This is a genomic window from Aeromonas bivalvium, from assembly GCF_000819765.1.
In the GTDB taxonomy this organism is placed as follows: Bacteria; Pseudomonadota; Gammaproteobacteria; order Enterobacterales; family Aeromonadaceae; genus Aeromonas; species Aeromonas bivalvium.
The window spans coordinates 48,648-63,522 of record NZ_CDBT01000015.1; the positions used below are offsets into that span (position 1 = coordinate 48,648).

Consider the following 14,875-nt stretch of genomic DNA (forward strand, 5'->3'; position numbering starts at 1 on the left):
CAGGCCGATGCCGGGGCCGGTGTCGTCGCCCAGGCCCGCCACGGCATCGTCGGCCTCTCCGACGAGCTGGAATCGGTCTCCGGGGTCATCGGTTCCCTGGCCGGTCAGACCGATGCCATCGGCAGCATACTCGACACCATCCGCAGCATCTCGGAGCAGACCAATCTGCTGGCCCTCAACGCCGCCATCGAGGCGGCCCGGGCCGGTGAGCAGGGGCGTGGTTTCGCCGTGGTGGCCGACGAGGTGCGCAACCTTGCCAGCCGCTCCGCCGCCTCCACCGAGGAGATCCAGAAGATGATTGACGGTCTGCAGGCCGAGTCGGCCCGGGCGGTGAGTGCCATGACCCAGAGCCGCAACCAGAGCCTGACCGTGGTGGGCCAGGCCGACGAGGCCAACGGGGCCCTGGGCCAGATCACCGCCCACATCACCCAGATCAGCGACATGAACATCCAGGTGGCCACCGCCACCGAGGAGCAGTCCAGCGTGGTGGGCGAGCTCAATCGCAACGTGGAAGACATCAACCAGCTCACCATGGAAACGACGGACATAGCCCACAGGCTCACCGCCTCGAGCCGCAGCCTGCAACAGCTCTCCGGCGAGCTGGATCAGCTGGTGGGCAACTTCCGCCTGTGACACGGGTCAGCGGCGCTGACAACGTCAGGCCGTGACGGGGATTTGTCTCGACAAGAAGGGGCGCTGCTGAGGCGCCCCTGCTCTGAACCCAGAAAGCCGCTCATGGAGCGGCTTTTTGCTGTCTGCCTGTGACTCAGGGCAGCTTGACCAGGGGCTGATCCCGCAGCTCGGTGGGGCGGCCGTCCTGGATCTGCTCCACCTGGGCCAGGGCCTGCTTCACCTCCTCCCCATTGCGCAGCAGGCGATAGGTCAGGTCGAAGGTCTTGGTCTCCCCAGGTTGGATCTTGGGCACCAGCCCCAGCGGACGCTGGTACTTGGTGCTGTAGGCATAGCTGGTGCCTGGCTCTATGCCGGTCACATAGCCCTGGGCCCGGGTGTCTGTGTTCTTCCACAGCGTCAGCACAGGCAACTGGCGCGTGTTGTAACCCACCGCCACCCCGACGCTACCCGCCTTGTTGTTCAGCACCGCCAGGGTATTGCCCTCGGCATCGCCGTAGGGCACCAGGTTGAACACCATCTCGTCGAAGCCCTTGGTGGGCCCCATATAGGTTTGCCAGCCCTTGAGCCCCGCCTTGGCGTAATCGTTGAACGGGGAGATCTGCTTGACCGGGGTGCTGACCCGCGCCCCCTCCTCCAGGATGGGGGCCCCGAAGTTGCCGTGATAGATGATCTGGTACTCGTTCTCGTAGTCCGCGTGGTTGGTCAGCTTGTCCTGCAGGGCAAACTCCGCCTGACCGGGCACCACGCTCAGCTGGGTCCAGGTGACCAGCTCGCTCATCTTGAAGGTGCGCTCGTCCACCCGGCCCCGCACGTGGATGGCGTAGGGCGGCTCCTCATCCACTGTCACGCTGACCACTGAGGCCGGTATGTTCTGCACCCGGCCGTGCAGGCTCTTGAGACGGCCGTCGTCATCCACCCCGGGGTGGCCGGTCCACTCGTAGCCGCAACGTACCAGCATCTCGTTGAAGCCATCGAGCCAGCCGAGACCGGCGCGGCTCTCCAGATCGATGAAGGCCGGGTTGACCACCTCCTTGACCGGCGAATCCCAGCCGAGGCGCACATCGGCCCCCTTGACCTCCTTGATCCCCATGCCACGGGTCGGTACCAGGGTGATCTTCATCACCCCGTTGTCGACGATGAGCAGATCCACCCCCTCCTGACGCCCGCCGTGCAGGCGCTTCTTCTCGATGGAGAAGGGGACCGGGCTCTTGATCCCCAGCTTGTCGCTGGTGATCTTCCAGTCCCCCACATCCAGCCCCTGCTGGGAATCGGTCAGCAGGAATTCGGCGGCCTGGCCCGAGCTCGCCCCCAGGGCGAGCAGCACGGCAATGGAGAGTCTCTTCAACATGGCTTTATCCTCGTGTCTCTTGTTCTTGTGAGTGGTTTTCGTGAAAGCTGAATCGTTTCAGTGATCGAAAACTAGGCGCCTGACGCACCAGACTCAAGGGTCAAAAGGGGGAAGTGTGAGCCGTTTGACAATAAAAACGGCCCTTGCCCTGCTGAAGTGAAGGCTGACTCACACTTCGTTTTGCTGTGCCGGGGACGGACCGGGAGCTGGCGATCGGCCCATGAAAAGAGCCGCTCATTGAGCGGCTCTTTTCATGGTCATGGGAAGGCAAGGGTCAGGTCGTGGTCTGGCGAGTCCCGAAGTAGTCCGCCAGGAAGTCGTCGAACGACAGGCTGTCCCCCCGTTCCCGCTCCCGCTGCTTGAGCAGGGAGTCCCGCGCCTCGCCGGCGAAGTAGGCTTCATCCCAGTATTGCAGCTCACCGGCCAGCAGCTGCTCCCGGTATTGGCTCGCCAGGGCGTCGCCGAAGCAGCCGTTGTCCAGGCCTTCCTCCTGCAAGCGCCTGAGCAGGCGCGCCGAATAGGTGAGCTCGGGATCCAGCAGCTTCTCCCTGTGCATGGCCAGCGTCTCGCGATAGCGATTGCGGCCGCAGCAGCGATCCAGCAGATCCGCCACCAGCGCCAGTTCGTCAAACAGCTGGAGGCCGTACTCCTTGAGGCCGATGGCGGCCCCCTGCTCATCTTCCAGGGTCAGGCCGGGACGGCGTCCCTCCAGCACCACCTTGGTCTGGTTGCGACGGTTGCGGGCTATCTCCTGCTCCGTCAGCTGGGCGGAGGGGCGCAGCAGACACCAGACCAGGAAGACGTCGAAGAAGCGCACCTGCTCCGCCTCGATGCCGAGGGGGGTGAAGGGGTTCACGTCCACGGTGCGCAGCTCGATGTATTCGATGCCGCGTTGCTCCAGCGCGTCCGAGGGCTTCTCGCCGCTGCGGGGGGTACGCTTGGGCCGGATGGGAGCGTACAGCTCGTTTTCGAGTTGCAGGACATTGTCGTTGAGCTGGCGGTACTCGCCGTTCACCTTGACCCCTATCCTGGCGAACTCGGGATCATGGGTGTTGATGGCGCGGCGCAGGGAGGCCACGTAGGCGGGCAGGTTGTCGTGGCTGATGTCGAGCCGGCTCTGGGCGCTGCTGGTGTAGCCGAGATCCGACAGCCGCAGCGAGGTGGCATAGGGCAGATAGAGGGTGCCCTTGCCGAGCTTCTCGAACGGCAGCGTACTGGTCCGCCCCTTGAGAAAGGAGCTGCAGATGGCCGGGGAGGCACCGAACAGGTAGGGCACCAGCCAGCCGAAGCGGTAAACGTTGCGAATAAGCCCCATGTACTTCTCGGAGATGAAACGCTGGCTGCAGCAGGGCTCCCCCGCCAGATCCTGCCACTCGCACCAGAAGCTGTCCGGCATGGAGAAGTTGAAGTGGATGCCGGCGATCACCTGCATCAGGCTGCCGTAGCGGTGCTTGAGACCCTGACGGTACAGCGTCTTCATCTTGCCTATGTTGGAGCTGCCGTACTGGGCCAGGCGTATGCTCTCCTCGTCGCCGACGAAGCAGGGCATGGATAGCGGCCAGAGCCGCTCCTCGCCGATGTGCTGGCTGACGTGATGATGGATGTCACCGAGTTGCTCCATCAGGCTCTCGATGGAGTCGGTGGCCGGGGTGATGAACTCCAGCAGGCTCTCCGAGTAGTCTGTGGTGATGTTGGCATGGGTCAGGGCCGAGCCCAGGCTGTGAGGGTGATCCCCCTGGGCCAGGCCGCCATCCGGGGTGATGCGCAGGGTCTCACGCTCCAGGCCACGACGGATCCCCTTGAGGGCTGGCAGACGATCCGGGGTTCCCAGCGCCGCCAGCAACTCACGCAGTGACAAGCTAGATGTAGTCATATTCAAGGCTCATTGTTGGCCGCCCCAGCCGGGGCGGCGCTCAGGCATGCCGCACGCCTCCCTCAGGGAAGTTGCAGCGGATAGATGGGAAGATGAAGCTCGGCCAGAGGTTTTTCAAGCTTTTGCTTGTCGCCTACCACCACTATCACCATGTCGGCCGGGTTGAGCCAGCGGGCTGCACTCGCCTTCAGCGTCTCTTGTGACACCGTTTTGATCAGTTGGCTCTGGGCCTGCACGAAGTCGGGCTTCAGGTCATACATGATCATCTGCAGCAGGAAGCCGGCCTTCTGATCCAGGGTCTCGTAGGAGAGAGCATCCTGCTGGGAGACGGCGCTGCGCATATAGGCCAGCTCCACCGGAGTGGGGCCGCTTTTGCGGTAGTCATCCATCTCCTTGAGGAACTGACGAATGGCATCCACGGTCGCATCGGCGCGCACATTGGCACCGGTGGCGAAGACGCCGACGTCGCGATTGGCGGAGAAACCCGAGCTGGCGCCATAGGTGTAACCCTTGTCTTCCCGCAGGTTGAGGTTGATGCGGCTGTTGAAGTTGCCCCCCAGGTTGAAGTTCATCAGCCCGGCGGTGAAGTAATCCCCCTGGGTATCGAACGCCATGGCGCGCCGACCGATGCGGATCACCGACTGGGGCGCCCCCGGCTTGTCCACCAGATAGATGCCGGGTTTGGCCTGCTCCCCCCTGGGCTTGAGATCGCCCAGCACGGGCGCCGTCCCCTTCCAGCGGGTCAGGAAGCCAAGCTGCTCCTCTATCTGCTGCTGGCCGACATCCCCCGCCACCACCACCTTGGCGTTGGTCGGATTGTAGTAGTGCTGGTAGAAACGCTTCACGTCCGCCAGGGTCAGCTTCTCCACATCCGCCAGCACCCCGTCAGAGGGCTGGCCGAGGCGGCTCTGCTTGCCGTAGACCAGCTCGCGAAACGCCTGGCCCGCCAGCCATTCCGGCTGCTGCTCGCTCTGCTTCATCCCTTGCAGCAGCTGGGCCTTGACCCGCTCGAAGTCCGCCTCCCGCAGGCCGGGTCGTTCAAGCACCTCGCGCACCAGCGCCATGGTCTGGGGCAGCTTGTCCGCCAGACTGCTGATGGTGATGAGGTTGTTGTACTGGGCGCTGGAGACGCTGATGTCCGAGCCGAGCTTTTGCAGCTCGTCGCTGAGCTGGGCCTCGGTCAGGCGCACCGTGCCCTGCCCCATCATGGCGGCGGTCAGATTGGCCAGTCCCAGCTCGCCCTTGCCTTCGGCACGTATGCCACCCGGCAGGGCGATCATGATGGAGACCGCCGGGATCTCGTCACTCCTGGTGCCGATGATCTCTATGTGCTTGTCCAGCTTGCCGTGCCAGATGGCGGGCACCTTGACGCTCACCGCGTCCGCCGTCCCGGGCTGCACGCTACGATCAAAACTGTCCTTGACCGGGCGCTCGGCCAGCGCAGCGTCATGCTGGCTATAGTCTGGCAGCTCCCGCCTGGCCGGGGTGAAGTTGGGCTTGGCCACCTGCCAGTCCAGCTTGCCCCTGGGCACCACGCTCAGCACCACCGCCGGCTTGTTCGCGATGAACGTGTCATAGGCGGTCTTGACCTGCTCAGGTGTCACCTGGCCGATGGCATCCAGGCTCTTGAACACATAATCGGGATCCCGGGCCAGCACCTGACCCATGGCGAGCTGGCTCACCTTGCCCGAGACGCTGTCCAGCCCCCAGATGGTGGATGCACGGTACTTGCTGATCGCCTTCTCCAGATCCTCGGGCTTGAGGCCGCGCCGGGCGAACTCGCCTATCACCTTGTCCACCTCCCCCTTGAGGGTCTTGAGGCTGCCATCCACCGCCGGATTCGGGTAGGCGTAGACCGTCAGGGTGCAGGCCAGCTCCTCGCAGTAGTGGGAGGCGCCCACGTCCAGCGCCTTGCCGCTCTTGACCAGAGACTGATAGAGCATGGAGCTGGCCGAGCCGCCGAGCACGTCGGCGAACATGTCCAGCGCCGGCTCCTGGGGATCGCCAAGGGACACGGTCGGGTAGCTGATGTAGAGCAGGGGCAGGTGCACCTTGTCTTCCAACGTGATGTAGCGGGTCTCGGGCAGGGTGACCGGCATGGGGGTCGGCTCCGCCACCTCGGGACCGCGGGGGATGGGGCCGAAGTACTGCTCAATCCAGGCCAGGGCCTGCTTGCTGTCAAAATCGCCCCCCAGGGTCAGGGTGGCGTTGTTCGGGCCATACCAGCGCAGGAAGAACTGCTTGAGGTCGTTCACGTCGACCCGGTCCAGATCCTCCACATAGCCTATGGGTTGCCAGGAGTAGGGGTGGGTGCGCGGATAGAGCGCCTCGCCGACCCGTTCGCTCACCAGGCCATAGGGCTGGTTGTCGACCCGCTGGCCCCGCTCGTTCTTCACGGTGGCGCGCTGGATCTCGAACTTCTTCTGGCTCACCGCATCGAGCAGAAAGCCCATGCGATCCGCCTCCAGCCAGAGCACCTTCTCCAGCTGGTTGGCCGGGACCGTCTCGTAGTAGTTGGTGCGGTCCTTGTTGGTGGTGCCGTTCATGTCGCCACCGGCCTCGTTGATGATCCGCATGTGCTCCTGATCGCCAACGTGCTTGGAGCCCTGGAACATCATGTGCTCGAAGAAGTGGGCAAACCCCGACTTGCCCACCGTCTCCCGGGACGAGCCCACATGGTAGGTGACATCCAGGTGCACCAGGGGGTCGGACTTGTCGGGGGCCAGGATCACCGTCAGGCCGTTGTCGAGCCTGTACATCTGGTAGGGAATGCCGAGCTTGCCCTCCTGTCTGACCTGCTCGGACACCAGGGTGGGCGCCGCCAGTACCGGCAGGGAGAGCCCCATGAGAATGCTTAATGGAATGAGTTTGTTCACGCTTACCTCGTGAGTGACTAAGGGCTAGAAAATCTGGCTGGCCAACAGAAACACCAGGGCATAACGCAGCAATTTGCCGAGCCCGATCAGGATGAGAGAGCGCCAGAAGGAGAGGCGCAGCCAGCCGGCCAGCAGGCAGAGACCATCGCCGAGCACGGGCGTCCAGGCGAGCAGCAGGCACCAGTGGCCATGATGTTTGAGCCAGGCAAGCGCCTTTTGTTCCCCACGGCCTTGAAAATCTTCCGGTTTTTTCTTGTAGGTGGCGAGCCAGCCAAGCCACCAGCTGGTCATGGAGCCCAGGGTGTTGCCCAGGGTCGCCCACAACAGCAGGCTGGCCATGCCCCAGTGCCCCTGGGCGGCCATGGCTCCCAGCAGCACCTCGGAGCTGCCGGGCAGCAGGGTGGCGGAGGTGAAGGCGCTCAGAAACAGCCAGCCGAGGCTCATCTCCATGGGGCGCGCGCCAGAGAAGCAGACACCGGGGCCGCGCCGTTACTCATCCAGGCTCGCTCCCGGCATGCGCAGCAGCAACTTGCCCCGGGTATGCCCCCCCTCGATGGCGGCATGGGCCAGGGCGCCATCGGCCAGCTCGAACTCGCCGCTGATGCAGATCTGTGCCTCGCCGAGGCGCAGCAGGGTCAGCATCTGGGCCAGCTGCCCGGGATTGGGTTGCACCAGCATGCCGCGCACCTCGATGCCGCGCTCGCTTGCCGCCAGCTTGATCGCCTCAGCCGTGATGGTGGGCACTGTGATTAGGCGACCCCCCTCGGCCACGCAATCGAGCGCCGCCTTGCCGCTGTCACCACCGACCAGATCCAGCACCAGCTCCACCCGGCCGACCTGAGCGACCCAATCGGGATCGTGATAATCCAACAGCCGCTCCGCGCCCAGGCCGTGCAGGAAGCCGTGATTGTCCGGGCTCGCCAGGGCCGTCACCCGTGCGCCACTGGCACGGGCCCACTGCACCGCCAGATGGCCCACACCACCTGCACCGGCCAGGATCAGCACCCGCTGCCCCTGCTTGAGCTCACCGTGCTCGAACAGCCCCTGCCAGGCGGTGAGACCGGCCAGCGGCAAGGCCGCTCCCTGCTTGATGCTCACCTCCTCCAGGGGCACCAGCAGCGCCGCCTGCGCCAGGATGGACTCGGCATAGGCCCCTCCCTCCAGGGGGAAGCCGACCATGCCGCACACCTTGTCCCCCACCTTGAGGCTATCCACCCCTGGGCCCAGGGCAGCCACCACACCGGCCATGTCATAACCCGGGGTCCAGGGCAGCTTGTCCTTGTTCTGGGCCGCCGCCCAACCGAGGCCGGCCCGGGTCTTGGCGTCGATGGGGTTCACCCCGGCGTAACAGATGCGCACCCGAACCTCCCCCTCTGCGGGCACCTTGTCCTGGGAAGGGGTGAGGCTGAGTACCGAGGGGTCGCCGAATGCGGTAATCTGTAACTGCGTCATTGCACAATCCATCCTGTTGATTGATCAAGGGTCAACAGAATAACAGCGAGGACACCATGGCTCGAATGTTTCTTATCCCCCTGCTGCTGGCGCTGGCCTGGTGGGCCTTCCTGCTCTATTTTCGCATTCCCATCAAGCAGGGGGCCAAGGGGTTTTACTGGATCATCGGCATCGGCGGCGGGCTTGCCGCCTTCCTCAGCCTGATGATGGTGCTGACTCACTAGGGTTTGTCGATTGAGAGAGAACGAAGCATCTATGCTGCAGGGGCTGAATCATCTCACCCTGGCCACCGGCGACCTCGACAAGAGCCTGGCCTTCTACGTCGACCTGCTGGGATGTCGCCCCAGGGTGAAGTGGGCGCGGGGCGCCTATCTGACCCTGGGGGAATTATGGCTCTGCCTCTCCTGCGATCTCCCCCGACCGGCCGGGGACTACAGCCATGTCGCCTTTGGCATCCCGGCCGAGCACTTTGCTCCCTTCTGTGCCCGCCTGCGCGCGGCAGGGGTCGTGGAGTGGAAAACCAATCGCAGCGAGGGGGACTCCTTTTATCTGAAGGATCCCGACGGTCACCGGCTGGAGATCCACGTCGGCGACCTGGAGAGCCGGCTCGCCTCCCTCAGGGAGGCGCCCTACCAGGGCCTGGTCTGGTTCGATTGAGCCAGAGTCATTGACTCTCTGCACGCAGGTGGTAGTGGCGATTGCTGCCCTGCCCCAACACCCCCTGCGACAGCAGATGCTGGAATACCCTGTCGACCTCCTCCAGGGAGAGCGAAAGCGCCTCTGCCACCCCCCGCTTGCTGCACTTGAGCTCGCCGCTCTCCAGACCTGAGCGCACCTGGGCTATCACCTCTGGCTCAGGCTCCAACCGGCTCGTCAGCTGGGGCTCGGTGGACTGGGGGTCGGCCTGCCGATCTACCCGCTTCTCCCGCGCCTGTTGCCACAACCATTGACGACGAAAGCGATTTTCCTCGCCAATCAGGCTGACGAAGAAGGCCCCGAACGCATCGAGCAGTATGGAGAGGAAACAGACCAGCAGGAACTGCACCTGACCTATGCTGATGCCCATGCCGTCCGCCAGGCTGCTCATCAACCCCAGCATGGAAGATTGCTCGTTGACCGGCTTGGCATCACGCTCCTGGCGCAGCTCGTCCTGCTTCAACCTCAGCCTGGTGTTGGCCTGCTGCAAGCCGCTGACACCGCTGGAGATACGCGCCATCTCTATGTACTTGCGCGCCGCCTCCTCGTTGAGCTGGATCTGGCGCTCTATGCTGGCGATCTGCTCGTCGAAGCGGGCGATCACCCGCTCATGGTGCGCCTGCTGGCTCAGCACCGTATTGGTGGCGCTGTTGATGCCCCCGATACTGCCGCCGATGGAGATGGCGGCCAGCACGCTGTAAAACAGCAAGGACCAGAAAGCGCCGCCAAGATCGCGCCGCGCCTTGCACTCGCCATATTCGTACCAGACGTAGAACTTGCCCAGTTCGAAGATGATGGCCAGACCGCCGAACAGCCACTTCATCACCGGATTGTCGTCGATGGAGAGAAACAGCAGCAGGGAGAAGACGATGGAGGCCAGAATGGCCAGACCGGTAAAGCTGTACACAGTGGTCAGGGCAAACCATCCCTTGGGATGGCGCAACTGATAAGGTGAGGAGAGAGCGGGCAAGGCGGAGTCTGTGTGCATGGTCGGGACGGGGTGGTTGGTGTATCAGGCCGCCGATTATAGGGCCGCTGTGCCCGGATTGAAGGCTATCCCCCTGAAATAGCCTGAATTGGTAGACGTTCGGACAGGAGATGACCAAGTTGAACAGTTTGTCGGCCAGATGGCACCCCATCACCGGTTTTCACCTTGGCACCCGTCAGGCGAGATCTATACTGGGACCACGCTTCATCACTACAAGGACTGGATATGACACGACACACCACTATGCTACTGGCTCTGCTTGCCATGAGCGCCGCGGTTCAGGCTGCCCCTCCCGGCAACAAGGATGGCGGCATCAGCATCTCGGGCGACCGGGTAAGCATAGATTTTGATACCAAAGAGTACGACTGGTGGCAGCGCAATTGCCTGGACATCAGCATAGGAGACAGTCGCCTGAGGACGGACTGCGGCAAGGTGGATGGCAAGTATCGGGATCACTACAACCGCAGCATCCATGGAGACAACAATCCGGGCCAGGGCCACAACAAATCCAAAGGCAACAACGGCAAGGGCAAGCACAACTAGCCAGCCTGTCGCCCCCACCGACTGACTACCAGTAATTCTCCGAACTGATCTGACCTGGGGTGCGCCTCAGGTTCTTGGTCAGCCCCTGGGCGATGAGCGCAAGCTGGGTCGCCTTCACCATCTCGGGATTGCCGCAGATCATCACCTGGCTGTGCTTTGGGCTGAACGCCAGACCGACCCGTGCCTGCAAGGCGCCTTCGTCGATGGCCGCCGGGATCCGCCCCGCCATGGCGCCGGGCCAGGGCTCGCGGCTGACAAAGGGGACATAGTGCAACCGGCTGCCCAGCCGGGCCTGAAGTTCGGCGATCAGGGGCTGATAACTGAGTTCCTCCCCCCGCCTCACCCCATGCACCAGGATCAGGTTGTCGAAGCCTTGCTCCGCCTCCCCCGCCGCCAGGATGGAGAGGAAGGGGCCGATGGCGGTACCGGTGGAGAGCAGCCAGAGATCCCGGCCGGGGGGGATCTCGCTCAGGGTCAGGAATCCCGTGGCCTGGGATTGTACCAGCAGGGTATCACCCGGCTGCAGGGTGCCCAGGCTGGGGGTGAGTTCACCGCCCGGGATCTCCACCAGATAGAACTCGTGATAGGGGGTCGATGGCGGATTGACGAAGGAGTAGGCGCGCTGGATGCGGCGATCGCCCTGTTCGAGGGCCAGCTTGGTGAATTGCCCCGCCTGGTAGGGGGCCAGATCCGCCTCCACCCGCAGAGAAAACAGGGTATCCGTCCAGCGGATACGTTCGATGACACGTCCTTCAACCCAGGCCGCCATGGGCACCTCCCGCGCAAAAACAGTCTCTTACTGTAGCTTGGCGGCCCAAAATAAAAAACCCGCGCCTTGGCGCGGGTTTTTCTGCAACAGCGAATCGCTATTACAGGGCAACAACCTGGATCTGTACGGTTGCTTTGACGTCAGCGTGCAGCTGAACAACAACTTCGTACTCGCCGGTGTTGCGCAGAACGTTGCCCATGCGGACCTCGCTCTTGGCAACGGCGACGCCGGCAGCAGTGATGGCTTCAGCCACGTCACGGGTACCGATGGAACCGAACAGCTTGCCTTCGTCGCCCGCTTTGGAAGCGATGACAACGGCAGCCAGTTCACCCAGCTTGGCAGCGCGCTCTTCAGCGGCAACTTTACCGGCAGCCAGTTTGGCTTCCAGTTCAGCACGGCGAGCATCGAAGGTCTCGATGTTGGCCTTGGTAGCCATAACGGCTTTGCCTTGCGGGATCAGATAGTTACGGGCGTAGCCAGCTTTAACAGTGACTTGATCACCCAGACCGCCCAGTTTGGCGATTTTGTCGAGCAGGATAACTTGCATTACCTTTCCTCTAATGAAGTTGAGTTAGGCTTAAGTGCCGGACCGATGCTTACTTGTTGTGCAGATCGGTGTACGGCAGCAGAGCCAGGTAACGAGCACGCTTGATGGCGCGTGCCAGCTGACGCTGATACTTGGCGCGGGTACCGGTGATACGGCTCGGTACGATCTTGCCAGATTCAGTGACGTAGTTTTTCAGAGTAACGATATCTTTGTAGTCGATCTCGGTAACGTTCTCGGCGGTGAAGCGGCAGAACTTACGACGACGGAAATAACGTGCCATGGCCTTTATCCTCTATGTCAGTGATCTAAGAATTACTCTTCGGAGGAAGCTTCAGTCGCTTCTTCGCGGCGCTCGTCGTCACGACGGGGGAAGCGCTCTTCTTTGGCCTTGGCCATCGGAGAAACTTCGGTCACGGCGTGCTTGGTGCGCATGATCATGTTGCGGATAACGGCATCGTTGAAGCGGAAGTTGGTTTCCAGCTCATCGATAACGGCTTGCTCTGCTTCTACGTTCAGCAGAACGTAGTGGGCTTTGTGCAGTTTGTCGATCGGGTAAGCCAGTTGACGGCGGCCCCAATCTTCCAGGCGGTGAATGGTACCGCCGGCAGCGGTGATCGCGCCGGTGTAACGCTCGATCATGCCGGGAACTTGCTCGCTCTGGTCCGGATGAACCATGAAGACGATTTCGTAATGACGCATTTTAGCTCCTTACGGATTAATTCAGCCTCCGCCCAGGTGCAGCCAGACCTCGGAGGCAAGGAACGTATGGTGTGTTTAGACGCTGCTTTCTAGGGCGGCGTATTGTACGAAATCGACACAGCGACTGCAACCGGCACCTGCCCCTGTCGCCACGAAATATTTCCCCGCTCCGCCATTCCGATTTCTCTATGGGCTTCATCTAAAATCACAATTGATAATAATTATCATTTACGGCTATGCTAACGCCATATCCCTACGGAGGATGCCGTTATGCAACCCGCTGCCACCCTTGCCCTGGCCCCACGCAAACTCAAAGCCAGTCTGCTGGGTCCCGCCTTCATCGCCGCCATCGGTTATATCGATCCGGGCAACTTCGCCACCAATATCCAGGCTGGATCCACCTTCGGCTACCAGCTGCTGTGGGTGGTGGTGTGGGCCAACCTGATGGCCATGCTGGTACAGACACTCTCTGCCAAGCTCGGCATAGTCACCAGCAAGAATCTAGCGGAGCACATCCGCGACAGGCTGCCCAGGCCGGCGGTCTGGGCCTACTGGGTGCAGGCGGAGATCATCGCCATGGCCACGGATCTCGCCGAGTTCATCGGCGCCGCCGTGGGCTTCAAGCTGCTGCTCGGGGTCACCCTGCTGGAGGGAGCCTGCATCACGGCCGTGGCGACCTGGGGCATTCTCATGCTGCAGAGCCGGGGCCAGAAGCCACTGGAGTACGTGGTGGGCGGCCTGTTGCTGTTCGTGGCGGCGGCCTATATCGTCGAGCTGGTGTTCTCCCGCCCCCATCTGCCAAGCCTGCTGGAGGGTGCCCTCTTCCCCGGCCTGCCCAATAACGAGGCTATCTACCTTGCCGCCGGCATGCTCGGGGCCACAGTGATGCCCCATGTGATCTATCTCCACTCGGCCCTGACCCAGCATGGCGAGGGGCAGGAGCCGATCCACCAGCGCCTGCATGCCACCCGGGTCGACGTGGCCATCGCCATGACCATCGCCGGCTTCGTCAATCTCGCCATGGTGGCCATGGCGGCCGCCGCCTTCCACGCCTCTGGCCATCATGACGTGGCCGAGCTGGAGTCCGCCTATCAGACCCTCACCCCCTTGCTGGGCCCGGCCGCCGCCACCCTGTTCGGGCTCTCCCTGGTCGCCTCCGGCATCTCCTCCACCGTGGTGGGCACCCTGGCGGGCCAGGTGGTGATGCAGGGCTTCGTGCGCTTCACCATTCCCCTCTGGCTGCGGCGCCTCATCACCATGATCCCGGCCTTCATCGTGATCGCCATGGGGCTCAATACCACGGAGATCCTGGTGCTGAGCCAGGTGATCCTGAGCTTTGGCATCGCGCTCGCACTGATCCCCCTGCTGATCCTGACCGGTGACGGCGCCCTGATGGGGGAGTATCGCAACCATGCGGTTACCCAGGCGCTGGGACGTCTCATCGTCGCCCTGGTGATCGGCCTCAATGCCTATCTGCTGGTCTCCCTCCTCTGATCGCCGCCTGGCTCATTATCCCGGGTTAATGAGCCAGGACTCCCTTTGCGTTATGCTGCGCTCCTGTTCTCTCACAGGAGTATCCCATGCAACATACCCGCGCCAGCTTCGTGCTGGGCCATCATCAGGAGCAGGCCAGCGTGCGCCATTGCCAGGGGGGCGAGCCGACCCTGCTGGTGACCGATCTCACCCCCTTCCACCCCCAGAGCCATCTCTGGCCCGATCAGCCTGGTGATGTGGGCACGGTGCGCTGGGATGACGGCGAGGCGGCCGTCGGTCCCTGCCGCATGGGAGCCATCAGTCCGGCAGGCGAGCTGTTCGTGGATACGGAGATCCCGGTCAAACGGGGAGCGGAGGGCTGGACCTTCGTGGTGGTACATCCCCTGGCGGGCGCCCACACCCTGCCCGTCGGCACCCAGGTTGAATTGCAGGTTGACACCGCCGCCCGCCATGCCTTCAGCCTGGGTCACAGCGCCTGCCATCTGGCGGCCCTGGCGCTCAACCGAGCCCTTATCCCTTACTGGCGCAAGGCGGTGAGCGAACACGACGCCCTGGGCCAGCCCGACTTCGATCGCCTCGCCATCCAGCACTCGCGGGTCGAGCCCCATGGCTCACGGGAGCAGTACCGCATCGGCAAGAGCCTGCGCAAGAAAGGGATCAACGGCGAGCCCCTGCTGGCGGAGCTGGCGCAGATAGAAGAGAGGGTCAACAAGCAAGTTGCCGACTGGCTGGCGGCGGGCGGCGAGATCCGCCGCTCATGGGACGGCGAGGCCATCATAGATTCGCGCTACTGGCACTGCACCCTTGAAGGAAAAGAGGTGACCATTCCCTGCGGCGGCACCCATGTCGCCAGCCTGGCGGACCTGGGTCGGGTCAGGGTGACGCTGACCCACGACGACGAGGGCTTCAGCCTGCACACCCGGGTCCTGCCCTGACCCGCACGGGCAGCGCCTCTGC

Annotated in this window: 16 protein-coding genes; 6 read left to right on the top strand and 10 right to left on the bottom strand. The window is 63.1% G+C overall.

All coding sequences use genetic code 11. The features are described from left to right. Positions 1-633: methyl-accepting chemotaxis protein (locus BN1119_RS05455; protein ID WP_041995054.1), on the top strand; the 633-nt coding region annotated here is incomplete at its 5' end. 133 nt (positions 634-766) lie between these two features. Here BN1119_RS05455 and BN1119_RS05460 read toward each other — a convergent pair. The 5 genes from BN1119_RS05460 to BN1119_RS05480 form a co-directional block, all read right to left on the bottom strand. Continuing rightward, a complete protein-coding gene (locus BN1119_RS05460; RefSeq protein ID WP_041995056.1) occupies positions 767-1,981 on the bottom strand; it encodes an aldose 1-epimerase family protein in 1,215 nt (404 codons plus the stop codon). A 274-nt stretch (positions 1,982-2,255) separates the two neighbouring features. Further along, the gene (gene gshA / locus BN1119_RS05465) at positions 2,256-3,854 is read right to left on the bottom strand and encodes a glutamate--cysteine ligase (protein ID WP_041995058.1); all 1,599 of its coding nucleotides are present in this window, start codon (positions 3,852-3,854) and stop codon (positions 2,256-2,258) included. A gap of 62 nt (positions 3,855-3,916) precedes the next feature. Beyond that, a complete protein-coding gene (locus tag BN1119_RS05470; protein WP_041995060.1) occupies positions 3,917-6,730 on the bottom strand; it encodes a M16 family metallopeptidase in 2,814 nt (937 codons plus the stop codon). Positions 6,731-6,754: 24 nt separating this feature from the next. Next, positions 6,755-7,180, bottom strand: a complete 426-nt coding sequence (locus tag BN1119_RS05475; protein ID WP_041995062.1) for a YqaA family protein — start codon at positions 7,178-7,180, stop codon at positions 6,755-6,757. A 39-nt stretch (positions 7,181-7,219) separates the two neighbouring features. Continuing rightward, positions 7,220-8,182 carry an NADP-dependent oxidoreductase gene (locus BN1119_RS05480; RefSeq protein WP_041995064.1) on the bottom strand — a complete coding sequence of 321 codons (963 nt, stop codon included), beginning with the start codon at positions 8,180-8,182 and terminating at the stop codon, positions 7,220-7,222. Between the two features lie 56 nt (positions 8,183-8,238). Between BN1119_RS05480 and BN1119_RS19830 the strand changes: the two genes are divergently transcribed. Together BN1119_RS19830 and fos are read left to right on the top strand one after the other, a co-directional pair. Next, positions 8,239-8,406 carry a hypothetical protein gene (locus BN1119_RS19830; RefSeq protein ID WP_162625844.1) on the top strand — a complete coding sequence of 56 codons (168 nt, stop codon included), beginning with the start codon at positions 8,239-8,241 and terminating at the stop codon, positions 8,404-8,406. Positions 8,407-8,437: 31 nt separating this feature from the next. Further along, positions 8,438-8,839: a fosfomycin resistance glutathione transferase gene (gene fos, locus BN1119_RS05485; protein WP_041995071.1), complete on the top strand. Its 402-nt coding sequence runs from the start codon at positions 8,438-8,440 to the stop codon at positions 8,837-8,839. A 7-nt stretch (positions 8,840-8,846) separates the two neighbouring features. On the opposite strand, the gene BN1119_RS05490 is transcribed toward fos, so the two are convergent. Beyond that, the gene (locus BN1119_RS05490) at positions 8,847-9,866 is read right to left on the bottom strand and encodes a hypothetical protein (RefSeq protein ID WP_041995073.1); all 1,020 of its coding nucleotides are present in this window, start codon (positions 9,864-9,866) and stop codon (positions 8,847-8,849) included. Between the two features lie 225 nt (positions 9,867-10,091). On the opposite strand from BN1119_RS05490, the gene BN1119_RS05495 reads away from it, so the two are divergent. After that, positions 10,092-10,409: a hypothetical protein gene (locus tag BN1119_RS05495; RefSeq protein WP_041995075.1), complete on the top strand. Its 318-nt coding sequence runs from the start codon at positions 10,092-10,094 to the stop codon at positions 10,407-10,409. Positions 10,410-10,434: 25 nt separating this feature from the next. On the opposite strand, the gene BN1119_RS05500 is transcribed toward BN1119_RS05495, so the two are convergent. From BN1119_RS05500 to rpsF, 4 genes are all read right to left on the bottom strand, one after another. Further along, entirely contained in the window at positions 10,435-11,178 is a 744-nt protein-coding gene (locus BN1119_RS05500; RefSeq protein ID WP_041995077.1) for a ferredoxin--NADP reductase, read from the bottom strand. Between the two features lie 100 nt (positions 11,179-11,278). Then, positions 11,279-11,725 carry a 50S ribosomal protein L9 gene (rplI, locus tag BN1119_RS05505; RefSeq protein WP_041995079.1) on the bottom strand — a complete coding sequence of 149 codons (447 nt, stop codon included), beginning with the start codon at positions 11,723-11,725 and terminating at the stop codon, positions 11,279-11,281. A 49-nt stretch (positions 11,726-11,774) separates the two neighbouring features. After that, on the bottom strand, positions 11,775-12,005 hold the full coding sequence (gene rpsR / locus BN1119_RS05510) for a 30S ribosomal protein S18 (protein ID WP_005313392.1): 231 nt from the start codon (positions 12,003-12,005) through the stop codon (positions 11,775-11,777). Positions 12,006-12,037: 32 nt separating this feature from the next. Further along, on the bottom strand, positions 12,038-12,424 hold the full coding sequence (gene rpsF, locus BN1119_RS05515; protein WP_041995081.1) for a 30S ribosomal protein S6: 387 nt from the start codon (positions 12,422-12,424) through the stop codon (positions 12,038-12,040). 270 nt (positions 12,425-12,694) lie between these two features. On the opposite strand from rpsF, the gene BN1119_RS05520 reads away from it, so the two are divergent. Continuing rightward, a complete protein-coding gene (locus BN1119_RS05520) occupies positions 12,695-13,918 on the top strand; it encodes an Nramp family divalent metal transporter (RefSeq protein ID WP_041995082.1) in 1,224 nt (407 codons plus the stop codon). A gap of 86 nt (positions 13,919-14,004) precedes the next feature. Next, positions 14,005-14,853 (top strand): alanyl-tRNA editing protein, encoded by an 849-nt coding sequence (locus tag BN1119_RS05525; RefSeq protein ID WP_041995083.1) that lies wholly within the window; start codon positions 14,005-14,007, stop codon positions 14,851-14,853. The last annotated feature ends 22 nt before the right edge of the window (positions 14,854-14,875 follow it).